Source organism: Curtobacterium sp. MCLR17_043, assembly GCF_003224215.1.
Taxonomy (GTDB): Bacteria; Actinomycetota; Actinomycetes; order Actinomycetales; family Microbacteriaceae; genus Curtobacterium; species Curtobacterium flaccumfaciens.
In genome coordinates this window covers 29,527-50,924 of record NZ_QKLH01000013.1, presented here as the reverse complement: position 1 = coordinate 50,924, position 21,398 = coordinate 29,527, and the positions used below count along the sequence as shown (strand labels likewise).

At 70.4% G+C, this 21,398-nt stretch carries 20 protein-coding genes and 1 tRNA gene; 11 read left to right on the top strand and 10 right to left on the bottom strand.

Annotated elements, in window-relative coordinates; all coding sequences use genetic code 11:
* Positions 1 to 37 precede the first annotated feature (37 nt).
* Together DEJ03_RS13195 and DEJ03_RS13190 are read right to left on the bottom strand one after the other, a co-directional pair.
* Positions 38 to 1,177: an FAD-dependent oxidoreductase gene (locus DEJ03_RS13195; RefSeq protein WP_110864948.1), complete on the bottom strand. Its 1,140-nt coding sequence runs from the start codon at positions 1,175 to 1,177 to the stop codon at positions 38 to 40.
* Between the two features lie 22 nt (positions 1,178 to 1,199).
* Positions 1,200 to 1,270, bottom strand: a tRNA-Gly gene (locus DEJ03_RS13190).
* A gap of 195 nt (positions 1,271 to 1,465) precedes the next feature.
* On the opposite strand from DEJ03_RS13190, the gene DEJ03_RS13185 reads away from it, so the two are divergent.
* Together DEJ03_RS13185 and DEJ03_RS13180 are read left to right on the top strand one after the other, a co-directional pair.
* Positions 1,466 to 2,575, top strand: a complete 1,110-nt coding sequence (locus tag DEJ03_RS13185) for a DUF6177 family protein (RefSeq protein ID WP_071404923.1) — start codon at positions 1,466 to 1,468, stop codon at positions 2,573 to 2,575.
* Complete coding sequence (locus tag DEJ03_RS13180) at positions 2,565 to 2,912, top strand: hypothetical protein (protein ID WP_110864947.1); 348 nt, start codon at positions 2,565 to 2,567, stop codon at positions 2,910 to 2,912. The genes DEJ03_RS13185 and DEJ03_RS13180 overlap by 11 nt, the downstream gene beginning before the upstream one ends.
* Before the next feature lie 36 nt (positions 2,913 to 2,948).
* On the opposite strand, the gene DEJ03_RS13175 is transcribed toward DEJ03_RS13180, so the two are convergent.
* Both DEJ03_RS13175 and DEJ03_RS13170 read right to left on the bottom strand, forming a co-directional pair.
* Positions 2,949 to 4,994, bottom strand: a complete 2,046-nt coding sequence (locus DEJ03_RS13175) for a cytochrome c oxidase assembly protein (protein WP_110864946.1) — start codon at positions 4,992 to 4,994, stop codon at positions 2,949 to 2,951.
* 52 nt (positions 4,995 to 5,046) lie between these two features.
* Entirely contained in the window at positions 5,047 to 6,138 is a 1,092-nt protein-coding gene (locus DEJ03_RS13170; RefSeq protein ID WP_181422715.1) for a GNAT family N-acetyltransferase, read from the bottom strand.
* A gap of 83 nt (positions 6,139 to 6,221) precedes the next feature.
* Here DEJ03_RS13170 and dcd point away from each other — a divergent pair, with 83 nt between their 5' ends.
* From dcd to DEJ03_RS13155, 3 genes are all read left to right on the top strand, one after another.
* Positions 6,222 to 6,809: a dCTP deaminase gene (dcd, locus tag DEJ03_RS13165; protein WP_110864944.1), complete on the top strand. Its 588-nt coding sequence runs from the start codon at positions 6,222 to 6,224 to the stop codon at positions 6,807 to 6,809.
* A 92-nt stretch (positions 6,810 to 6,901) separates the two neighbouring features.
* Complete coding sequence (locus tag DEJ03_RS13160) at positions 6,902 to 7,417, top strand: helix-turn-helix domain-containing protein (RefSeq protein ID WP_110864943.1); 516 nt, start codon at positions 6,902 to 6,904, stop codon at positions 7,415 to 7,417.
* A complete protein-coding gene (locus DEJ03_RS13155) occupies positions 7,414 to 7,761 on the top strand; it encodes a DUF86 domain-containing protein (protein ID WP_084740843.1) in 348 nt (115 codons plus the stop codon). The genes DEJ03_RS13160 and DEJ03_RS13155 overlap by 4 nt, the downstream gene beginning before the upstream one ends.
* 177 nt (positions 7,762 to 7,938) lie before the next feature.
* On the opposite strand, the gene DEJ03_RS13150 is transcribed toward DEJ03_RS13155, so the two are convergent.
* The 6 genes from DEJ03_RS13150 to idi form a co-directional block, all read right to left on the bottom strand.
* Positions 7,939 to 9,042 (bottom strand): sugar-binding protein, encoded by a 1,104-nt coding sequence (locus tag DEJ03_RS13150; protein WP_110864942.1) that lies wholly within the window; start codon positions 9,040 to 9,042, stop codon positions 7,939 to 7,941.
* Positions 9,043 to 9,103: 61 nt separating this feature from the next.
* Positions 9,104 to 10,396 carry a multiple monosaccharide ABC transporter permease gene (gene mmsB, locus DEJ03_RS13145; RefSeq protein ID WP_110864941.1) on the bottom strand — a complete coding sequence of 431 codons (1,293 nt, stop codon included), beginning with the start codon at positions 10,394 to 10,396 and terminating at the stop codon, positions 9,104 to 9,106.
* Positions 10,393 to 11,916 (bottom strand): multiple monosaccharide ABC transporter ATP-binding protein, encoded by a 1,524-nt coding sequence (gene mmsA / locus DEJ03_RS13140; protein WP_110864992.1) that lies wholly within the window; start codon positions 11,914 to 11,916, stop codon positions 10,393 to 10,395. Before mmsA ends, mmsB begins: the two co-directional genes overlap by 4 nt.
* A gap of 1,087 nt (positions 11,917 to 13,003) precedes the next feature.
* Positions 13,004 to 14,023 (bottom strand): LacI family DNA-binding transcriptional regulator, encoded by a 1,020-nt coding sequence (locus tag DEJ03_RS13135; RefSeq protein WP_017886425.1) that lies wholly within the window; start codon positions 14,021 to 14,023, stop codon positions 13,004 to 13,006.
* A 117-nt stretch (positions 14,024 to 14,140) separates the two neighbouring features.
* Positions 14,141 to 15,190, bottom strand: a complete 1,050-nt coding sequence (locus tag DEJ03_RS13130; RefSeq protein WP_110864940.1) for a magnesium and cobalt transport protein CorA — start codon at positions 15,188 to 15,190, stop codon at positions 14,141 to 14,143.
* A gap of 332 nt (positions 15,191 to 15,522) precedes the next feature.
* Positions 15,523 to 16,065: an isopentenyl-diphosphate Delta-isomerase gene (gene idi / locus DEJ03_RS13125; RefSeq protein ID WP_110864939.1), complete on the bottom strand. Its 543-nt coding sequence runs from the start codon at positions 16,063 to 16,065 to the stop codon at positions 15,523 to 15,525.
* Between the two features lie 21 nt (positions 16,066 to 16,086).
* Here idi and DEJ03_RS13120 point away from each other — a divergent pair, with 21 nt between their 5' ends.
* The 6 genes from DEJ03_RS13120 to DEJ03_RS13095 are packed head-to-tail and all read left to right on the top strand — an operon-like array spanning position 16,087 to position 21,367.
* Positions 16,087 to 17,145: a polyprenyl synthetase family protein gene (locus tag DEJ03_RS13120; RefSeq protein WP_181422714.1), complete on the top strand. Its 1,059-nt coding sequence runs from the start codon at positions 16,087 to 16,089 to the stop codon at positions 17,143 to 17,145.
* On the top strand, positions 17,142 to 18,080 hold the full coding sequence (locus tag DEJ03_RS13115; protein WP_110864938.1) for a squalene/phytoene synthase family protein: 939 nt from the start codon (positions 17,142 to 17,144) through the stop codon (positions 18,078 to 18,080). The genes DEJ03_RS13120 and DEJ03_RS13115 overlap by 4 nt, the downstream gene beginning before the upstream one ends.
* Positions 18,077 to 19,717 carry a phytoene desaturase family protein gene (crtI, locus tag DEJ03_RS13110; protein ID WP_110864937.1) on the top strand — a complete coding sequence of 547 codons (1,641 nt, stop codon included), beginning with the start codon at positions 18,077 to 18,079 and terminating at the stop codon, positions 19,715 to 19,717. The genes DEJ03_RS13115 and crtI overlap by 4 nt, the downstream gene beginning before the upstream one ends.
* Positions 19,717 to 20,049: a lycopene cyclase domain-containing protein gene (locus tag DEJ03_RS13105; protein ID WP_110864936.1), complete on the top strand. Its 333-nt coding sequence runs from the start codon at positions 19,717 to 19,719 to the stop codon at positions 20,047 to 20,049. Before crtI ends, DEJ03_RS13105 begins: the two co-directional genes overlap by 1 nt.
* Positions 20,046 to 20,444 carry a lycopene cyclase domain-containing protein gene (locus tag DEJ03_RS13100; RefSeq protein WP_181422713.1) on the top strand — a complete coding sequence of 133 codons (399 nt, stop codon included), beginning with the start codon at positions 20,046 to 20,048 and terminating at the stop codon, positions 20,442 to 20,444. The genes DEJ03_RS13105 and DEJ03_RS13100 overlap by 4 nt, the downstream gene beginning before the upstream one ends.
* Positions 20,441 to 21,367 carry a prenyltransferase gene (locus DEJ03_RS13095; protein ID WP_071404934.1) on the top strand — a complete coding sequence of 309 codons (927 nt, stop codon included), beginning with the start codon at positions 20,441 to 20,443 and terminating at the stop codon, positions 21,365 to 21,367. Before DEJ03_RS13100 ends, DEJ03_RS13095 begins: the two co-directional genes overlap by 4 nt.
* Positions 21,368 to 21,398 lie beyond the last annotated feature (31 nt).

Here is a 21,398-nt window from a genome sequence, read left to right as displayed (position 1 = left end):
AACACGCCGGCGTCTCGCGAACGACCGCGCGCTGGCGTCAGGGCGCGGGCACCGGCTCCGGCAGGGCGAAGCGCGGGAGCGGCACGCCGCCCGTCGCGAGGTCCGCGAGCATCTCGCCGAGCAGCGGCGCGAACTTGAAGCCGTGCCCGGAGAACCCCGTCGCCACGGTCAGCGGCCCGACCCGGTCGATGACGAAGTCCTCGTCGGGGGAGTTGTCGTACAGGCAGCTGATGAACTCAGGCTTCGTCGCGTCGACCCCCGGCACGTACCGCGCGACGTACGCCTGCAGTCGCTCGGCCTCGGCCGGCACGGGAGTGAAGTCCCGGTGGTCCGGGTCGACGACCGGCCCCGTGCCGTGGAACCCGACCTTGACGCCTTCGCCCGGCGTCAGCAGCCCGTACACGTCGTCGCCGTCGGCCCAGTGCACGAAGCTCGGCCAGGCCGCGTCCGGCAGGTGGCTGGGGAAGTGGGCCGGCTGCTCCTGGGTGACGCGGATGGCCGGGAGGCCCGCCCCGCGTCCGGCGAGCAGCTCGCCGACCAGCGTGGGGGCCCACGAGCCCACCGCGGCCACCACGGACGCGGTGCGGACGGCGCTGCCGTCGGACAGCGTCACGGTGACGTCGTCACCGTGGCCCTCGAGCCCGGTGACCCGCGTGTCGAACCGCAGGTCGGCGAGACCGGTCGCTTCGGCCAGCGTGAGGAACACCTCGATCGTCCGGTCGGAGCGGATGCGCCCGGCCGAGGGGTGGGTCAGCACGTGCCCCTCGAACGCGATGCCGGGCCAGCGCGCCGCCGCCTGGTCCGGCGTGAGCGACTCGTGCGGGATGTCCGCGTCGGCGAGGGCCGCGGCGATCGCGTCGACGACCTCGGGCCGACCGTGGTCGACGGCACCCGTGCGGACGATGAGCTCTTCGCCGGCAGCGGCCTCGAGCGCTTCCCACAGCGCCAGTGCGCGGGTGGTCAGCGCGACGTACTCCGGGTCGGCGTAGCCCTGCCGGAAGATCCGGGTCGCACCGTGCGAGGAACCGAGGTGGTGGCCGCGAGCGTGCTGTTCCACGAGCAGGACGCGCTCGCCGCGGGCGGTGAGGGCGTACGCGGTCGCGGCGCCGACGACTCCGGCACCGATGACGACCACGGGTGCGGTGTGTTCGGGGGAACCGGAGGAGGAGGAGGACATGCGGCGAGCGTACGTCCGACGGAGCGAGTGACGGGAATCGAACCCGCGCTACCAGCTTGGGAAGCTGGAGTTCTACCATTGAACTACACTCGCGCGCCCCGCAGAACGGGACTCGGCAAGCCTAGCGGATTCTCGCCTGGAAGCCAGCCGACCGCGCACCGTACGCCGTCTCGCGGGCGCGTGTCGCGCCTCCCGAGTCTCCGCTGTGAGGGTGCGAGCCTGACGGACAGGTGTCGCCCCCGTGTGTACCGTCCAGGGAGTTCCAGCCCCGAACCGAGGAGGACCCGGATGGTCAGGCATCCCCTCATCGACGACGTGGTCGGCTCGGCGATCGTGGTCGAGTCCGCCTCGCCCGTCGTGTGGCTGACGGACGCGCTCGCCTCGCTGCTCCGTCGGTCGGCGGACGCCGGACGGACGGTCGTGCTCCGCACCGGCCGGGCCGCGGCGATCACCCCGGCACTCCGGCACGCGCTCGGCGCGTACGGCGCCGCGTGGGCGGTGTCCGACTTCGACGGCACGCTGCGTGACGGCCGGACCGGCGTCGCCGCATCCGACATCGAGGACTTCGTGCACCGCGGCCCCGAACTCGTGGGCACCCCGTCGCCCGAGCACCCCGTCTCGGCCGACTCGGTGCGACAGATCAGCATCGACCTGACCCTCCGCCACCACCCCGGCCGTGCGGTCGACATGGGCTCCGCGATCGAGGCGCTGTGCCACACCGTCGGCACCTGCCCGACCCGGTGGGGCACCGCCGAACCGCTCACCGTGCCGTGGGACCGCTGGGTCGTCACGCAGTACGCGAAGCACGAGGCACCCGGCATCTCGACCTCGTACGCCGTCGGTGAGGGGTTCTCCGCGACGATGACCGCGCACCTGGTCGGCGGGGTCGTCGTCGAGACGATGTCCGCCGTGCTCACCGTGCCCGAGGAGAACACCGACCCGGGCCTGGCGAACCGGATGTTCGACGCCGTGCAGCGGGTCGCCGACCAGGTCGTCCCCGTGTTCGGCGTCGTCATGCAGCGCCGCGGCGACGCGGACCACCTGGTCCGGGCCGTCTCGCACGGGGAGCCGTCGCCGCTCGCCGTCGTCGTGGGCCCCGAGGCCGCCGGCTTCCTGGACCGCGACGGCGTCTGGCCGCCACCGCGCACCACCACCGCGACCTTCGCAGCCGGCTCCGGCTCGGCCGCCCGTCCGGATGCCGACGCCGCTGACGACGGCGGGATGATCGTCCGCTTCGAGGACGGCTGGGAAGCGCTCGAGTCGTTCCTCGACCGCATCGACGAGGACCGCTTCCTGCAGCTGGTCGGCGGCGCACCGCTCGACCCCGCGCACGACGAGGGCACGCTCGACGGACACGTCCGCGACGACCGGATGGTGGGCGGTCAGGGTGCCGCGTGACGTCACCATCCTCTGCCGCCAGCCGGTGGAGACGCGCGAGGTGGCGGAGGCGCTCCTGCTGCACGACGAGACCTGGGGTGTCCGGGCGCTCGACGACGGCCCGATGATGCAGGTCTGCCGGGACGCCACCCACCCGGTGATCACCGTGCTCGGCGTGCGGCGGGTGGACTCCTCCGACGAGGTCGAGCGGATCCTGCCGGACGCCCCGACCCTGGCGACGCCGCTGTGGTGGGTCGACACCGTGACCCCCGCCGGCCCCGACGGGGAATCGGGGATCTCGGCCGCGCTCGAGGCCGCGATGGACCTCGACGCGGTCTGCATCGTCCACGGGGACTGACCGGGGCAACGCCCGCCGTGTGACCCGTGCTGCGGGTCAGTCCCGCTTGCTCATCGCCGCCAGGCGCTCGTTGTACGCCTTGAGGTCGGCGTCACCGTCGCGGTCGGCCTTGCGGTCGAGGCGCTTCGCGTCGCGCTTGTCCGAGCGCATCCAGTTCCGGACGACGAGCAGGGCCACGAACACCATCGGGAGCTCCGACGCCCCCCAGGCGATGCCGCCGCCGGTGTGCTGGTCGTCGAGCAGTGCGGCGTCGTTCGTCTGGCCCAGCGCGTGGAACCAGTCGATCGCGAACACCGACTGCGACGTCATGACCGCGACGCCGAAGAACGCGTGGAACGCCAGGGTGGCCAGCAGGGTGATGATGAGCATCGGGTACGGCGGGCGCTGGGGGCCCGGATCGACGCCGACGAAGACCCAGAAGAACAGGTAGCCGCTCAGGACGAAGTGGATGATCATCGCGACGTGCCACTCGTGCGACTGCATCGCGGCCTGGTACGCCGGCGTGAAGTAGAACACCACGAGGGACCCGGCGAAGATGATCCCCGCGACGGCGGGCTTGCCGAGGAACTGCATCCAGCGGGAGTGCACGAAGAGCATGAGCCACTCGCGGGCGCCGCGTGAGCCGTCGTTCCGGACCGGCAGGGTGCGGAGCGCGAGCAGCACCGGGCCACCGAGCACGAGCGGCAGCGGGACGAACATCATCAGCAGCATGTGCTGGAGCATGTGCGACGAGAAGTGGATCATGCCGTACACGGCGGGGCCGGCCGACGTGGTCCAGATGAACAGGGCGCAGCCGATCAGCCAGGCGATGGTGCGCCCGACGGGCCAGGCGTCGCCGCGCTTCCGGAGCTTGCGCACCGCCAGCAGGTACCAGACGGCCCCGACGACGGCCAGGCCGAGCCACACCCAGTCGATGTGCCACTGGGTCAGGTACGTCTGCGTGGTCTGTGCCGGCGGGAACGGGAACCCGATCAGGCCGGAGCGGGTGTCCTCGCCCGTCGCCGGGGTCTGCGGGATCGGCGGCTGCGAGCGGGACACGGCGACCGAGACACCGATGGCCACGGCCATGAACACGATCTCGGCCAGGGCGAACCGGGTGAACAGGCGGCGGTCGAGCGGCGCGCGGAGGAGCCCGGGCACGAGCTTCCGGCGCTGCACGATCCCCGCGGCGCCGAGCAGCACGAGGATGAGCGCCTTGACGGTGATGAGCCAGCCGTACGTGGTCGTGAACAGGTCGAGCGGGCCGGTCAGGCGGAGCGACGCGTTGACGATGCCGGAGAACGCGACGGCCCCGAACGACCAGCCGGCGAGCGTCGAGTACCGGGCGATCACGCGTCCGGTCGCGCCCTTGGTGCGGGTGCGGAGCAGGACCACGGCGACCAGGCCACCGGCCCACACGCACACCCCGACCAGGTGGATCGCGAGCGAGTTCACCGCGTTCGCGTGCTCGAGCGACCCGGCCGCGTGGCCGGACAGGGCCAGGGGGAGCAGGGCGAACAGGCCGATCACGGTGGCGAACGCCAGGGTCGTCACCCGGGTGGCGAAAGCGGCGACCACCGTGGCGACCAGGATCGCGGCTGCCGACACCACGAGCGCCTGGCCGATCTCGACCTGGAACGCGAAGAGCATGAAGTTGCGGGCGAACACCGGGCTGGTGAGCGGGACACCGAGGGTGTTCGCGCCGGTCAGGACGATGCTCACCGCGGCGGCCAGGAACCAGACGGCGCCGGTCGCTGCAGCCCACCGGGTCGCACGGTGCTGCACGCTGGACAGGGCGCCGTGGTCCTTCTTCTGCGCGGGCAGCGCGAACGCCGCGACGATGAGGAGGCCGATGGTCAGCGCTGCCATCGTGTCGTGCACGACGCGGGCGATCGGCAGGCCGTACTCGACGACGTCGCCGGCGGACACCAGCTGCTGACTCGCGCTGAAGGCACCGGTGATCGTCAGCCCGAGGATCGAGCACGCGACGGCCAGCGGGATCGCGATGACGAGGACCGTCGCGACGGTGGACGAGCGCCCGGTGGTGGGGGCGGCGTCCGGCGCTGACCCCGTGGGCTGGGTTTCGGGTGACGTGACGGTCATGACCGTCCAATCGTAGGCGTGTCGGCTGGACGGCGGCCCCTCGGATGCGCGCTCAGACCCGCCGTTCCCAGATGCCCTCGCAGCCGACGCCGACGAACCCGACGGCCTCGTTCACGTCGAGCATGTGGCGGTTCTCCTCCGCGTTGAACGTGATGACCGACGGGCGCCCGGGGAACCGCCGCTCGAGCTCTCGGATCCCGACGACCTTGAGCAGCCATCCGAGCCGGTGGCCGCGGTGCTCGCGGAGCACCAGGGTGTCCCACTGCTGTGCCGGCCGTGCGGGGTCGTCCGGCACGGACAGCTGCGTGAAACCGGCCAGGGTGGTCGTCGGCACGTGCTCGACGGCCACGGTGAGCAGGGTGCGCGGTGCCCGGGCGAGCTCGTCCTCGTGCTCCCGGAGTCGTTCGGCGGTCCAGACGTCCTCGGGCTCCTCCATGTCCCCGGCGGGCGCGTCGGTGCTCATCCGGGTCTCGAGCAGGGCGATGCCGTCGAGCCACTGCTCCGGCGTGCGGCCGGTCCAGGCGTGCACGCGGTACTCCGGACCGGCGGCAGCAGATGCCCGCTCGTGCAGTCCGCGCACCACGGATGCGTCGGCGGGCAGCGGGAGCCGGCTGATCCGGTTCACCTGGCCGAAGTGCCAGCCGCGGGCGGTCAGGAACCGCACCCCGGCCTCGTCCTCCGGGACGGCGCCGAACCCCGTCGGGGCCTGCACGAACCCCGGCCCGGAGGCGCTACCGACCTGCCGCGAGACGGCGTACGTCTTCCACTGCGTGCGGCCGTCAGCGCGAGCCATCGACTCCAGGTGATCGGCGAGCAGCGTCCCGACACCGCGGCGCTGATGGCCGGGAACGACGCCGACCGACAGCCAGCAGTTGGTGGTCCCGGGCTCCTGCTTCGTGTCGTACGAGCCCGCACCGACCACGGAGCCGCGATCGTCACGGGCGACGACGAGCCGGCTCGGAGCGCCCGGCTCGCGGCAGAGCGGCAGGTACTCCTCTGGTGTCCACGCCAACTCGTGCAGCCCGTGCACGGCGGCTTCGGCCGCGTCGGACACAGCGAGCCACTCGGCGAAGGTCGCGACGACCGCCGGGTCGTCGTCCATGGTGGCGGGCACCGTGATCTCGTCGACGGTGTACGTGGTCATCACTGCTCCGAACGCCGCCCGCCCGGGAGGTGGGCAGCCTGGCAGCATACCGGCGCGACGCCCGCTGCCGCTAGGCTTCCTCCGTGCTGCTCTCCGACCGCGACATCACCGCCCAGCTCGCCGAAGGCCGGATCGGCCTCGACCCGTACGACGCCTCGCTCGTGCAGCCGTCGAGCATCGACGTCCGGCTCGACAAGTTCTTCCGGCTGTTCGACAACCACAAGTACCCGCACATCGACCCCGCGGTGGACCAGCCCGACCTGACCCGCCTGGTCGAGACCGACCCGGACGAAGCGTTCGTGCTGCACCCGGGTGAGTTCGTCCTCGGCTCCACGTTCGAGGTCGTGACGCTGCCCGACGACATCGCGGCGCGGCTCGAGGGCAAGAGCTCGCTCGGTCGCCTCGGCCTCCTGACCCACTCGACCGCGGGCTTCATCGACCCCGGGTTCTCCGGGCACGTGACGCTCGAGCTGTCGAACGTGGCGACGCTGCCGATCAAGCTGTGGCCGGGGATGAAGATCGGGCAGCTCTGCTTCTTCCAGCTCTCGAGCCCCGCCGAGAAGCCCTACGGTTCCGCCGAGTACCAGTCCCGCTACCAGGGTCAGCGTGGCCCGACCGCGTCCCGCTCGGCGCAGAACTTCCACCGGGCGGACGTCTCCAACCCGCGCTGACGAGCGCTGGACCGTCCCGTTCCGTCCGGGCCTGCACAGACCCGTCGGTTCCACCGGCGGACGAAATGTCGCATGCTGTGTATCGTTGCAGCATGTCCGCTGTTCCCCCACGGTCCGCCCCGCCGCTGTCGGCCGCGGTGCTCATCCGCGACGCCCGTGAACGCGCCGAACTGACCCAGGTCCAGCTCGCCCAGCGCGCCGGCGTCACGCAGAGCGTCATCAGCACCTACGAGAACGGTCGGCGCGAACCGTCGCTCGCAGCCCTGCAGCGGATGCTCCGCGCGGCGGGCTTCACGACGACGATCGACCTGCAGCCGGTCGAGGAACCCCCGCCGCTCCTCGAGCGTGTGGTCGCGGCCCGGCAGGACCTCATCGAGATCGTGCAGCGGTTCGGCGGGCGGAACCCCCGGATCTTCGGCAGCGTCGCGCGGGGTGAGGACGGTCCGGACAGTGACGTCGACCTGATGGTCGACGTCGACGCGGGGCTCGGCATCTTCGCGCTGATGCGCATCCAGGACGCCGCCGAACGGTTGCTCGGAGTCCGCGTCGACGTCGTCGACGCCGCGGGCATGCGCCCCGGGGTCGTCCGGACCGCGGTGCCGCTGTGAGTGGGCAGCCCGGCATCCGCCGTGCCGTGGCCGACCGCCTCGACGACGTCATCCGGGCGTGCGAGGCGATCCGGCGCTACATCGACGACGAGCGGGTGCCCGAGGACCTGGTGCACGACGCGGTCCGGATGCGCCTGGTCGAGATCGGTGAGGCGGTCCGGGTGCTCCCCGCCGGGGTCACCGCGAGCGAGCCCGGCATCCCGTGGTCGCGCGTGTCCGACCTGGGGGAGCGGCTGACCCGGCGGTACTTCGACACGACGCGTGCGCTGGTGTTCGGCACCGCCCGCACCGACGTCCCGCACCTCGCCGACGCCGCGCGCCGGTTGCGCGCTGCCCACCCCTGACGGACGCGGGCACGGACCGGGCGCGGCCACGTGCCCTGGGCGGACCACACGGCGGACTGGAGGCACGGATCACGACGTGCACCGAGCCTCCCGTCCGCCGTGTGGCCGGCCCCCGGACGACGCAGGACGGCCCCGTCTCGCCGAGGCGAGACGGGGCCGTCCGTGGTGCTGGGGAGATCAGCCCTTCTTGGCGAGCTCCTCGAGGGTGTCGTTGCCCTTGTAGGCCTCGACGGCGTTGTCCTTGGTGACCAGGACCGGCGTGAGCTCGATCGCGGGGACCGTCTTCTTGCCGTTGTAGTTGTTCGTCTTGTCCATCTTCGTGTCGGGCTTGTCGCCCTTCGACAGCGTGGAGACGAGGTCGACGGCCGCCTGGGCCTCCTTCGACGTGTCCTTGAAGATCGTCGAGTACTGCGTGCCCTGCATGATGAGCGGGATGGACGCGGTCTCCGAGTCCTGGCCCGTCACGACGGGGTTGTCCTTGCCGGCGGCCTTGGTCGCGGTGAGGATCGCACGGGCGAGGGTGTCGTTCGGCGACAGGACGCCGTCGAGCTCGGTGTCACCCGTGTAGTACTGCGAGAGCAGGTCGGTCATGCGCGACTGGGCCTTCTGCGCGAGCCAGCCCTGCGTGACGACCTTCTGGAACGTGGTCTGACCGGAGACGACCTTGATGGTGCCGTCGTCGATCTTCGGCTGGAGGACGTCCATCGCACCGTTGAAGAACACGGTCGCGTTGGCGTCGTCCGGCGAACCGGCGAAGAGCTCGACGTTGTACGGCTTGTCGCCCTTCTTCTCCTCGAGGCCCTTGAGCAGCGCCTCGGCCTGGAGCTGGCCGACCTTGAAGTTGTTGAACGCCACGTAGTAGTCGACGTTCTTCGTGTTCAGGATGTTGCGGTCCCAGGCGATGACGACGGCGCCGCGGTCCTTGGCGGACTTGACCTGCGCGGTCAGCTGCGAACCGTCGGCGGCACCGATGATGACGGCCTTGGCGCCCTTGGTGATCATGCCCGAGATCTGCGACTGCTGGTCGGGGACCGGGTTGCCGGCGTTGGCGTACTGGATGTCGGCCTTGAAGCCGGCGTCCTCGATCGACTTCTTGAACGCGGCGCCCGCGAGGACCCAGTTCTGCGAGGTCTTGGCCGGCAGGGCGACGCCGATGAGGTCGCCCTTCTTGATGGTGCTGGTGCTGCCGGCGTCGTCGGACGAGCCGCGTGCCGAGCAACCGCTGAGGGCGAGGCCCGCGATGAGCGCCAGGCTGAGGCCGGCGACGATCTTCTTGCGCATGTGATTGCTTTCTCTTCGTTGAGGAGGTGTGGGGCCGAGGCCCCGGTGTGGGGAGTTGGGACTAGGGGAGGGTGATCTTGTCCGGCTGGTCCTCGATGGACCGCGGCTGCTGGGCGGCCACCGTGTTCTGCTCGGTGTCCTTCCGCTGGAACTGCCGCATCATGCCGCCGATCAGCGACGGGCGTCCCTGCGACTTCGAGTAGACGTCGAAGGCGACGGCGACGAGCAGGACGAGACCGCGGATGATCTGCACCTGGTTGGACTCGAGGCCCATCAGCTGCAGGCCGTTCGACAGCAGCGCCATCACGAGACCACCGATGATCGAGCCGGAGATCGTGCCGACACCACCGGCGACCGCTGCACCACCGACGAACACGGCGGCGATCGCGTCGAGCTCCCAGCCGGTGCCGTCCGCGGGGCCCGAGGCACCGGAGTAGGCGACGAACACCATGCCGGCGATCGCGGCGAGGACCGACATGTTCATCATGACGAAGAAGTTGACCTTCTTCGCGGAGACACCGGACAGGACGGCGGCGTTCGCGTTGCCACCGACGGCGTAGACCTGGCGACCGAAGATCGTGTTCTTCGTGACGAAGCCGTAGACGATGGTCAGGACACCGAGGATGATCGCGACGATCGGGACCGAGGTGCCGACCGGGCCGGCACCGAACAGGTACGTGGCGACGAGCGTGACGGCGACCAGGATGCCGGTGCGGACGATCGAGACCCACAGCGGCGGGACCTCGGCCTGCATCTTCCGACGGCGGGCACGGCCACGGGCCTCGATGATGATGAGCGCGAGGATCGTGACGAGGCCGATGAGCAGCGTGCCGTTGCTGAAGCCGAAGTCGGGGCCGAAGTCACCGAGGAAGCCGGCGCCGATCGGGGTGAAGGCGTCCGGGACGGGGACCGACGTCGAGTTGCCGATGATCTGGTTCACACCACGGAAGATGAGCTGACCGGCCAGCGTCACGATGAAGGCCGGGACCTTCACGAACGCAACCCAGAAGCCCTGCCACGCGCCGATCAGGGCACCGCACGCGAGACCCAGGATGATGGCTGCCCACACCGGGAAGTCCCACACGGCCATGGACTGCGCCACGACGATGCCGACGACCGCTGCGACCGACCCCACCGACAGGTCGATGTGCCCCGCGATGATGACCATGACCATGCCGAGCGCCAGGATCAGGATGTAGGAGTACTGCAGGAACAGGTTGATGACGTTGGTCGGCTCGAGGATGAGCCCGTTCGTCGTGACCGAGAAGAAGATCAGCAGCACGATGAGCGCGATGATCATGCCGTACTGGCCGATGCTGTTGCCCTTGCCGAAGAGCAGTTTCAGGTTGTTCATGAGGCGGTGGCGCCCTTCCGCGCGGAGGTCATGCTGCGCATGAGCGATTCGGGATCGGCCTGGTCGGCCGGGAGGTCAGCGGTGATCTGGCCCTCGAAGATGGTGTAGATCCGGTCGGAGAGACCGAGGAGTTCGGGGAGCTCGGACGAGATGAGGATGATGCCCTTCCCCTCGGCGGCGAGCTGCTGGATGATCCCGTAGATCTCGAACTTGGCGCCCACGTCGATGCCGCGGGTGGGCTCGTCGAGGATCAGGATGTCCGGGTCGGTGAACATCCACTTGGACAGGACGACCTTCTGCTGGTTGCCTCCGGACAGCTTGCCGACGTTGTCCTCGACGCTCGGCACCTTCGTGCGGAGCATCTTGCGGTACTTCTCGGCGACCGAGTACTCCTCGAGCGAGTCGACGACGCCGGCCTTCGAGATCTTCTGCAGGTCGGCGGCGACCGTCGAGCGCTTCACGGTGTCGAGGAGGTTCAGGCCGAGTGCCTTGCGGTCCTCGGAGACGTAGCCCATGCCGTTCTCGATCGCCTGCTGGACGTTCGTGACCTTGATCTCGCGGCCGTCCTTGATGATCTGGCCGTCGAGCCAGGTGCCGTAGGAGCGACCGAACAGGCTCATCGCCAGCTCGGTGCGTCCGGCGCCCATCAGGCCGGCGAAGCCGACGATCTCGCCCTTGCGGACGTGGAAGTTCGATGCCTTGCAGACCAGACGCGACGGGTCGATCGGGTGCTGCACCGTCCAGTTGCGGACCTCGAAGAAGGTCTCGCCGATCTTCGGGGTGCGGTCCGGGAAGCGCGACTCGAGCGAGCGGCCCACCATGCCGCGGATGATGCGGTCCTCGTTGACGCCGTCCGCCTTGACGTTGAGCGTCTCGATGGCCTTGCCGTCGCGGATGATCGTGATCTCGTCCGCGATCTGCTCGATCTCGTTGAGCTTGTGGCTGATGATGATGCTCGCGATGCCCTTGGCCTTCAGCCCGACGATCAGGTCGAGCAGGTGCTGCGAGTCGTTCTCGTTGAGCGCGGCGGTCGGCTCGTCGAGGATCAGGAGCTTGACGTCCTTGTGCAGGGCCTTCGCGATCTCGACGAGCTGCTGCTTGCCGACACCGATGTTCTTGATCTGCGTGTCCGGGTCGTCGGCCAGGCCGACGCGGGCGAGCAGGTCCTGCGCACGGAGCTGTGCGGCGGTCCAGTTGATGACGCCACCGCGGCTCGGCTCGTTGCCCAGGAACAGGTTCTCGGTGATCGAGAGCTCCGGGACGAGCGCCAGCTCCTGGTGGATGATGACGATGCCGGCCTGCTCGGACTGCTTGATGTTCGAGAAGCGGACTTCCTCGCCCTCGTAGACGATCTCGCCGCTGTAGGTGCCGTACGGGTAGACGCCCGACAGGACCTTCATCAGGGTCGACTTGCCGGCGCCGTTCTCGCCGCAGATCGCGTGGATCTCGCCGGCGCGGACGCTGAGGGAGACGTCGGCCAGCGCCTTCACACCAGGGAACTCCTTGGTGATCGAGCGCATCTCGAGGATCGTCTCGGGTGCGGTGATCGACCGGGTCTCGAGGCCGGTGTCGATCGGGGTTGACGCCACAGTGCATCTCCTTCTGCCGCTTCGGTGCGGCAGTGTGTTCGGGTGGTTCTGCTGCGGCAGCGAAAGCACAGGGGGCCTGTGTGGACTTCGTTGTCGCGTCCGGATCCGGCTCGGTGTGACGCTCATGTGAACGGTCACATCGGCTGGACGGAGGCAATTTACGCACAGCCTCGGTGCGGCTGTCAATTCGGATTGGTCGCGTTTTCGTAACGGCGTGCGTGATCCGGAGGGAACGTCCCCCGGGTTGGGGCCAGGGGACTCCGGAGCGCGCGTTTCGTTGCGCGGAACCGCATGCGCGGACGGGAGGCCCGTGGCAGGCCCGCCACGGGCCTCCCGTCCGCCTCGTGGTCGCGTCCGGAGCCGCGCTCGCCTTGTCGGAGCGGGCTTGGCTGGTGCTTCCGGGCGTACCTGGTCGGAAGTTCGTGGCAGGTATGCCCGTTCCTGGCAGGTACTCCGGGGCGGCCGGGTGGTTCCGGGCGTACCGGGTGTCTTCGGGCGTACCTGGTCGGAAGTTCGTGGCAGATACTCCCGGGTCGCCGGGTGGTGCCGGGCATACCTGGTCGTTCCGGGCGTACCTGGTCGGAACTTCGTGCCAGGTACGCCCGTTCGTGACAGGTACTCCGGGGCGGCCGGGTGGTTCCGGGCGTACCGGGACGTTTCGGGCGTACCTGGTCGGAACTTCGTGGCAGGTACGCCCGTTCGTGGCAGGTACTCCGGGGCGGCCGGGTGGTTCCGGGCGTACCGGGTGGTTCCGGGCGTACCTGGTCGGAACTTCGTGGCAGGTACGCCCGTTCGTGGCAGGTACTCCGGGGCGGCCGGGTGGTTCCGGGCGTACCGGGTGGTTCCGGGCGTACCTGGTCGGAACTTCGTGGCAGGTACGCCCGTTCGTGGCAGGTACTCCGGGGCGGCCGGGTGGTTCCGGGGGTGCCGGGTGGTTCCGGGCATACCGGGTGGTTCCGGGCGTACCTGGTCGGAAGTTCGTGGCAGGTACTCCGGGGGCGCCGAGGCCGGAGGTCCGTCAGCGCGTGCGGGGCGCGCTCGTGGAGGCCCGCACGACCAGCTGCGGGACGATGTCGATCGGGCGGAGCAGCTCGCCCTCACTCGGCAGCAGCAGGTCCACGCAGCGACGCCCGAGCTCGGCGAAGTCGACCTGCACCGTGGTGAGCGGCGGCCAGAAGTGCTTCGCCTCGGGGATGTCGTCGTAGCCGACCACGGACAGGTCACCCGGGACGTCGAGCCCGTACGAGCGCGCTGCGTGCATCACGCCGAGCGCCATCTGGTCGTTCGAGCAGAAGATCGCGGTGCAGTCCCGCCACCGCAGCAGCTCACGGCCGGCGTGGTAGCCGAAGTCGGCGGTCCAGTCGCCCAGGATCGGCGGCGCGACGGCCATGTCGCGGTCGGACATCTCGCGCAGGAACCCCTGCATGCGGGCGTCGGCCTCGATCCAGTCCTGTGGTCCGGCGATGTGCCGCACGTACTCGTGCCCCAGGTCGAGCAGGTGTGCGGTCGCGAGCCGGGCGCCCTCCATCTGGTCCACCCACAGGGCCGTCGGGTCCTCGCCGACACTGGCGCGCATGGTGACGTAGGGGGTGCGGATGCCGAGTTCCGCGATCAGGTCGAAGACCCGCTGCTGGGGTGCGATGACGACGATGCCCTCGACGTCGAGGTCGAGCAGGTGTCCGAGTCCTTCACGCACGGCGGCGTCGGTCGCCTCGGCGATGTTCGCCGTCGTGACCGAGTAGCCCCGGAGCATCGCGGCGTCCTCGATCGCCTGCAGCGCGACGGCGGGACCGTAGTGGGCGCGGCGGGCCGTCAGGACGCCGATCGTGTGGGTCCGGCTCGTGACCAGGGCGCGTGCGGCCCGGTTCGGCCGGTACTGCAGCTGCTCCATGGCCGCCAGGACCTTGTCGCGTGTCTCGGCCCGGATCGCATCCGAGTTGTTCAGCACCCGCGAGACGGTCTGGTGCGAGACGCCCGCGATCCGTGCGACGTCACGGATGCTGGGCGAACGCGGTTGCTGTGTCCGCGATGACGCCATTGCTGCTCGTTTCCGCCCGGGCGTCGTGGCACATCGATGTGCACGTTCACATTCCGGGCCAGATCATTATGCACGTCCGGCGGATCGACGCCACCTGTGCGCCGATCCGCCGTCCGCTCAGAGCCAGTTGCGCTTGCGGAAGATCGCCCAGAGCACGCCCATCAGCAGGAGCATGCCGAGGATCGCGACCGGGTAGCCGTAGTGCCAGTGCAGCTCGGGCATGTGGTCGAAGTTCATCCCGTAGACACCGGCGATCAGGCCGGGTGCGAACAGGATCGCCGCCCACGACGAGATCTTCTTGACCTCCTCGCCCTGGCGGTGTGCTGCCCGGGCGAGTTGCCGGCTCTCCTCGCCCTGGGCCAGGCTCGCGCTCGTCATCCGGCGCATCGCCTCGTTCTGCTCCTGCGACACCAGGGTGGTGTGCAGGGTCAGGGCGTTCTCGAGCAGGGCGCGGAACGAGTCGACCCGCTCGGTGACACGGAGCGCGTGGTCGTGCACGTTGCGGAGGCGGTGCTGCACGTCGTCGTCCACGCCGTACTTGTCGGCACCGCGGAGCAGCCCCGTGACCATCGCCGGCACCGGGGTGGTGGCCCGCTGGAACGCCAGGACCTCGCTGAGCAGCTGGTAGATGCGCTTCGAGACCCCGGGGTCGACGTGCCCGGCGAACAGCTGGTCCTCGATGGCGTCGATCTGCTCCTGCAGGACCTGGACGACGGGGCCGTACCCGTCCACGACCTCGTCGAGCACGGCTGCGGTCACGGCCTCGGACCCCTTCGCCAGGAACTCCGGGTCCGCCTCGACCTGTGCCCGCAGCGCCGCCAGGTCGGGTCGGGCGGCGTGCCGGACGCTCACCACGAAGTGGTCGCCGACGAACAGGTGCACCTCGCCGAACTCCACGGTGCCCGAGGCCTGGTCGAACCAGGCCGGCCGGAGCACCAGGAACAGGGTGTCGCCGTAGCGCTCGAGCTTGGCGCGCTGGTGTCCCTTGCGGGCGTCCTCGACGGCGTTCTCGTGCAGGTCGAACTCGGTGGCGACGGCCTCGAGCTCGTGCGGGTCGGGCCGGAGCAGCCCGATCCACGTCAGGTCGCCACGAGCCGGGCGCGACAGGGTCGACGGAGACTCCACGCGGCGTCCCCGGACGTAGATCGCGTTGTCGATCAGTGCCATGTGCGTGCTCCTTCGGTGGGGAGCAGGCGGGCGCGATGGCGCTCCGAAGACGATCCGGGGCGGGGAAGGGTCAGCGAGCGGGCGCGACGACCGACACGGGCGGCCGGCCCGATCGAGGATGGTCACCCGACATCGCGCCTCACCTGCCCTTCTCGTCTCGTCCTGGCGGCGCCCAGAGCGCTGCCGACCGTCGAGCGTACGCCTGCGGCGCGGGTCGGACAAGGCGCGGGTCGGACAAGACGCGGGTCGGACAAGACGCGGGTCGGACGAGGCGCGGGTCGGACGAGGCGCGGGTCGGACAACCCGTCGCGACAGGCGCAGGAGCAGGCGCGTCAGCGCGTGACGTGCAGCCCGGCGGTCTCGAGCTCGGCGAGCTGCCACCCGAGCCACGGGCTCCAGGCGAACGGAGCACCGGCGACGGCCTGCCTGAGAGAGTCCTCGGACACCCAGGCCCACTCGGCGACCTCGTCGTCGGCGGGTGCCGGGGTGTCGTCGGTGACGGCACGGAAGACGGGGCAGACCTCGTTCTCCACGATGCCCGAGGCGTCGACCGCGCGGTACCGGAACTCCGGCAGCACGACCTCGACGTCGCGCACGGTGATGCCGAGCTCGCGAGAGGCCCGACGGCCGATGGCGTCCTCGAAGGACTCGTCCGGACCGGGGTGGCCGCAGAAGGTGTTCGTCCACACCCCCGGCCAGGTCTTCTTCGACAGTGCTCGTCGGGTCACCAGGACGTCACCGTCGGTGTTCCGGACGTGGCACGAGAACGCCAGGTGCAGGGGCGTGTGGGCTGTGTGCACCGTGAACTTGTCCGCCGTGCCGATCGGGGTACGGTCGTCGGCCAGGAGCACCACGGATTCAGGGAAAGCGTTCATCTGTGTCGATAGGTTAGGCCAATGAGCGAGGAAGCGACCACCGTGCCGCACATCGACCTCGCGCTCGTCGACGACTGCCTCGAGCGCTTCTTCGCCGTGTCGTCGGCACGCGCCGAGCGCTACGGCCGACCGTCCGAAGAACTGTGGCGCGTGCTCCGCAAGGCGAGCATGGGCGGCAAGCGCTTCCGGCCCCGCATGGTCATGACCGCGTACGCCGGCATGGGCGGCACCGACGTGCACGCCGCAGCCAACGTCGCGGCAGCGTACGAACTCCTGCACACCGCACTCGTGGTGCACGACGACGTCATCGACCGCGACTGGTCGCGCCGTGGTCAGCCGAACGTCGCCGGGTCCTTCCGTGACAACGGGACGACGGGCGGCCTGCCGCTGCCGACCGCCGAGCACCGGGGGATGAGTGCCGCCGTGATCGCCGGTGACTTGGCGCTCGCCGGTGCGCCCCGGTTCATCGAGGCCGCGGGCGTCGACGGCATCCGGCGCGAGCGTCTGCTCGAACTGCTCGACGAGGCCGTGTTCGCGAGCGCTGCCGGCGAGATGACCGACGTCGACCTGGCACTCGGCGTGATGCCGACGGTGGACGAGGTCCTGGCGATGGAGCGGGCGAAGACGAGCGTGTACTCGTTCGAGGCGCCGCTGCAGTCCGGGGCCGTGCTGGCCGGCGCCGACGAGGAGATCGTCACCGCCCTCGGGGCCTTCGGTCGCGAGATCGGCATCGCCTACCAGATCGTCGACGACCTGCTCGGGGTGTTCGGCGACGAGACCATGACCGGCAAGACCGTGCTGGGCGACCTGCGCGAGGGCAAGCGCACGATGCTCATCGCCTACGCGGCGACCACGGACTGCTGGCCGGACCTCGAGCCGTACCTGGGCGACCCGGACCTGACCGAGGCCCGCGCGGACGAGGTCCGTGCGACCCTGGTGTCCTGCGGTGCGCGCGGCGCCGCGGAAGAACGCGTCGCCGACCACACCGCACTCGCCCGGGCCGAGCTCGCCCGGCTGCCGTACGACCTCGCCGACCGCCTGGAGGCCCTCGTGACCGAACTCGTGGAGCGCGCCCGGTGACCCACAGCACCACCACGGCGACCGGATCCCGTCCGGCTCGCCTCCAGCTCTACGACGCCACGGCCGAGGCTGCCTCGGGTGTCGTCATCGACCGGTACTCCACGTCGTTCGGACTGGCGAGCCGCATGCTCGCCCGCGACACGCGCGAGCACATCCGGAACGTCTACGCGCTGGTCCGCGTCGCCGACGAGGTCGTCGACGGCCCCGCGACCGAGGCCGGGCTCGACCGCGAGCTCGCCCGCACGGTGCTCGACGAGCTCGAGGCCGACACCGAACGGGCCATCGCGCTCGGCTTCTCGGTGAACCCGGTCGTCCACGCCTTCGCCCGCACCGCCCGCGTCACCGGCTTCGGCGCCGAGCTCACCGCCCCGTTCTTCGCCTCGATGCGCATGGACCTCGACCGCACCGAGCACGACGACGCCTCGTTCGACGCGTACGTGTACGGCTCAGCCGAGGTCGTCGGCCTGATGTGCCTGCGCGCGTTCGTGTACCGCGCCGGTCGGCCGACGTTCGACCAGGCCGAACTCGTCGCCGGTGCACGTGCGCTCGGTGCCGCGTTCCAGAAGGTGAACTTCCTGCGTGACCTGCACGCCGACTTCGAGGTGCTCGGTCGCTCGTACTTCCCGGGCGTCGACATCCGGTCGTTCGACGAGGCCACGAAGGACCGCCTGGTCGCCGACGTGCAGGCCGACCTCGACCACGCAGCACGCACGATCCGGCTGCTGCCGGCCGACGCCCGCAACGCCGTCGGACTCGCACACGCGCTGTTCCAGGAACTCAACGACCGACTCGCGCGCACCCCGGCGAGCCGCCTCGTCACGACGCGCGTGCGCGTCCCCAACCCGGTGAAGGTGCGCCTCGCGGCGCAGGTCCTCGCCGGACGCGCACCGCTCCGGTCGCGCGTCACCACCCACCGGCCGGGAGGCTCCTCATGACCCCGCCCCGCGCCTCCCGACCGACGACGGTCGCCACCACCACCCGGCGCAAGGTGCCCGCGCGCCGCGCGGTCGTCATCGGCGGCGGCATCAGCGGCCTGGCGGCCGCCGCGCTGCTCGCACGCGACGGCTTCTCGGTGACGGTGCTCGAGCAGCGCACGCAGCTCGGCGGCCGTGCCGGCTCGTGGGAGCAGGACGGGTTCCGGTTCGACACCGGGCCGTCGTGGTACCTCATGCCCGAGGTCTTCGACCACTTCTTCCAGCTGCTGGGAACGTCGGCCGAGGCCGAACTCGACCTGGTGAAGCTCGACCCCGGTTACCGCGTCTACAGCGAGGGCCACGACGAGCCGATCGACCTGCGCGCCGACGCCGAGGCCAACATCGCGTTGTTCGAGTCCATCGAGCCCGGTGCCGGCGAGCGGATGCGGAAGTACCTCGCGTCGGCCGAGGACACCTACACGATGGCCGTGCGCCGGTTCCTCTACACGAGCTTCCAGGACCTCACGAAGCTCGCCGCACCCGACGTCCTGCGTCGTCTGCCCAAGCTCGCGCGCCTGCTGCTCGAGCCGCTCTCCACCTTCGCCGAGACCGCCGTGCGGGACCGTCGCCTGTGGCAGATCCTCGGCTACCCGGCGGTGTTCCTCGGCACGAGCCCGTACGCGGCACCGAGCATGTACCACCTGATGAGCCACCTCGACCTGGCCGACGGCGTGCTCTACCCGAAGGGCGGCATCACCGAGGTGATCTCCGCCGTCGAGCGGGTCGCCCGGGCCGAGGGCGCGAAGATCATCGCCGGTGCGAAGGTCGAGCGGATCGTCGTCGAGGACGGCGTCGCCACCGGGGTCGTCCACCGCGACCGCGACGGCGTGCAGCACACGGCCCCCGCCGACCTCGTGGTCAGCGCTGCCGACATGCAGCACACCGAGATGCAGCTGCTCGAGCGTGAGCACCGCACCCACGGCGCCGACCACTGGAAGAAGCGGGACCCGGGGCCGAGCGCGGTGCTCGTGTACCTCGGCATCGACGGTCCGACGCCGGGCCTGCTGCACCACACCCTGATGTTCACCGCGGACTGGAGGGCGAACTTCGGCGCGATCTTCGGCGACGACCGGCACGTGCCGGACCCCGCCTCGATCTACGTCTGCGCCCCGTCCGAGACCGACCCGAGCGTCTCCCCGCCTGGCACCAGCAACCTGTTCATCCTGGTGCCCCTGCCCGCCGACCTGTCGATCGGCAAGGGCGGCATCGACGGTGCCGGTGACTACCAGGTCGAGCAGATCGCCGACCGTGCCATCGACGTGCTGGCCGAGCGCGCCGGGGTGCCGGACCTGCGCGACCGCATCCGGGTCCGACGCACGATCGGACCGCGCGACTTCGCCGACGACCTGAACGCCTGGAACGGCTCGATGCTCGGCCCGGCGCACACCCTGAAGCAGAGCGCGTTCTTCCGCGAGAAGAACGCGTCGAAGAAGGTCGAGGGGCTGTACTACGTCGGCGCCTCGACGATCCCGGGCATCGGTCTGCCGATGTGCCTGATCAGCGCCGAGGTCCTGCTCAAGCGCATCCACGGCGACCGGAGCACCGAGCCGCTGCCGACGCCCCTCGGGGCTCCGCGGGACCGGACCGAGACCGCCTGATGCCCGGGGTCTACCTCGCCGGCCTGGTGGTGTCCCTGGTCGGCATGACCGTGCTGGACGCCCGCTTCCGGCTGTTCTTCTGGCGGGCACCCTGGCGGGCGGCAGCCGTGATGGTCGTCGGCGTCGCGTTCTTCATGGTGTGGGACGTCGCCGGTGTCGCTGCCGGCATCTTCTTCATCGGGCCGCAGAACCTGCTCACCGGGGTGCTCCTGGCGCCCGAGGTCCCGCTCGAGGAGCTCTTCTTCCTGCTGCTGCTCTGCTACTCGACGATGGACCTGATCGGCTTCGTCCGGCCCCTGGTGCAGCGGGCGACCGATCGGCGGCGCGCGTGAACGGCACCGGGGCCTACGCGCTCCTGGCCCTGCCGTTCTTCGGCGTCACGGCCGTCGTGGCCGTGGTCGCCGGCGTCGTCGCCGCACGCCGGGCCCGTGCGGCGGGTCGACGGCCTGCGGTCGGGCGACGGGTCGCGGTGCTCACGTCCGTGATCGCCGGCGTCGCGCTGCTGGTGATGACGATGGTGTTCGACAACGTCATCGTCACGCTGCGGATCGTCGCCTACGACCCCTCGCTCATCAGCGGTGTGAAGATCGGTGCGATCCCGGTCGAGGACCTCGCCTACGCGATGTCCGCCATCGTGCTGCTGCCCAGCCTGTGGGTCCTGTTCGACCGGACCGGCGCGCGCCCCGCGCTCGGCCCGACCACAGCACCAGCAGAGGACATGAAGTGAACGCCAGCACCGCCTCCAGGCCGTCGACCCTGCGCGCCCTGTTCGTGTCGTCGCGCCCGATCAGCTGGGTGAACACCGCCTACCCGTTCGGCGCCGCGTACCTGCTCGGCAGCGGGGTCGGCGTCGAGGGCGGCGGCGGGTTCTCGCTCGTCGCGTTCCTGGTCGGTGTCGTGTACTTCTTGGTGCCCTACAACCTGGCGATGTACGGCATCAACGACGTCTTCGACTACGAGTCCGACCTGCGCAACCCGCGCAAGGGCGGCGTCGAGGGCGCCCTGCTCGACAAGAGCGTCCACCGCACCACGCTGTGGGCCGTCGTCGTCACGAACGTCCCCTTCCTCGTCGCGCTCGTGGTGCTCGGCGCCGTCAGCGGCAACGGGCCGTGGTCGTGGCTCGTCCTGGCGATCAGCGTCTTCGCGGTCATCGCGTACTCGGCACCGGGGCTGCGGTTCAAGGAGAAGCCGTTCCTCGACTCGCTCACGTCGAGCACCCACTTCGTCTCGCCGGCGATCTACGGCCTCGCCCTCGCCGGTCCGCACTGGACCGGTGAACTCGTCGCCGTGTGCATCGCGTTCTTCCTGTGGGGCGTGGCCTCGCACGCGTTCGGTGCCGTGCAGGACGTCCTGGCCGACCGTGCCGGTGGCATCGGCTCCGTCGCGACCGTGATCGGCGCCCGGGCCACCGTCCGCCTGGCCTTCGTCGCCTACCTGGTCGCCGGCGTCGCGCTGCTGTTCTCGGCGTTCCCCGGGCCGATCGCCGCGATCGTGGTCATCCCGTACGCGCTCAACGTGCTGCCGTGGTGGAACATCACGGACCAGGGTGCCGAGGCCGCGAACGCCGGGTGGAAGCGCTTCCTCTGGATCAACTACCTGGCGGGCTTCATCGTCACGATGGCACTCATCGCGTACGCCTTCACGCACTGACAGACTGGACGCACGCACCGCGGCGTCCGTG

Coding starts and splice junctions, on each gene's coding strand:
- DEJ03_RS13185 (WP_071404923.1), top strand. CDS start 1,466: ATGGTCAGGCATCCCCTCATCGACGACGTGGTCGGCTCGGCGATCGTG.
- mmsA (WP_110864992.1), bottom strand. CDS start 11,916: ATGCGCTCGATCACCAAGGAGTTCCCTGGTGTGAAGGCGCTGGCCGAC.
- DEJ03_RS13160 (WP_110864943.1), top strand. CDS start 6,902: ATGTCCGCTGTTCCCCCACGGTCCGCCCCGCCGCTGTCGGCCGCGGTG.
- DEJ03_RS13170 (WP_181422715.1), bottom strand. CDS start 6,138: ATGACCACGTACACCGTCGACGAGATCACGGTGCCCGCCACCATGGAC.
- DEJ03_RS13105 (WP_110864936.1), top strand. CDS start 19,717: ATGCCCGGGGTCTACCTCGCCGGCCTGGTGGTGTCCCTGGTCGGCATG.
- DEJ03_RS13175 (WP_110864946.1), bottom strand. CDS start 4,994: ATGACCGTCACGTCACCCGAAACCCAGCCCACGGGGTCAGCGCCGGAC.
- DEJ03_RS13130 (WP_110864940.1), bottom strand. CDS start 15,190: ATGGCACTGATCGACAACGCGATCTACGTCCGGGGACGCCGCGTGGAG.
- mmsB (WP_110864941.1), bottom strand. CDS start 10,396: ATGAACAACCTGAAACTGCTCTTCGGCAAGGGCAACAGCATCGGCCAG.
- crtI (WP_110864937.1), top strand. CDS start 18,077: ATGACCCCGCCCCGCGCCTCCCGACCGACGACGGTCGCCACCACCACC.
- DEJ03_RS13120 (WP_181422714.1), top strand. CDS start 16,087: ATGAGCGAGGAAGCGACCACCGTGCCGCACATCGACCTCGCGCTCGTC.
- DEJ03_RS13195 (WP_110864948.1), bottom strand. CDS start 1,177: ATGTCCTCCTCCTCCTCCGGTTCCCCCGAACACACCGCACCCGTGGTC.
- DEJ03_RS13135 (WP_017886425.1), bottom strand. CDS start 14,023: ATGGCGTCATCGCGGACACAGCAACCGCGTTCGCCCAGCATCCGTGAC.
- idi (WP_110864939.1), bottom strand. CDS start 16,065: ATGAACGCTTTCCCTGAATCCGTGGTGCTCCTGGCCGACGACCGTACC.
- DEJ03_RS13150 (WP_110864942.1), bottom strand. CDS start 9,042: ATGCGCAAGAAGATCGTCGCCGGCCTCAGCCTGGCGCTCATCGCGGGC.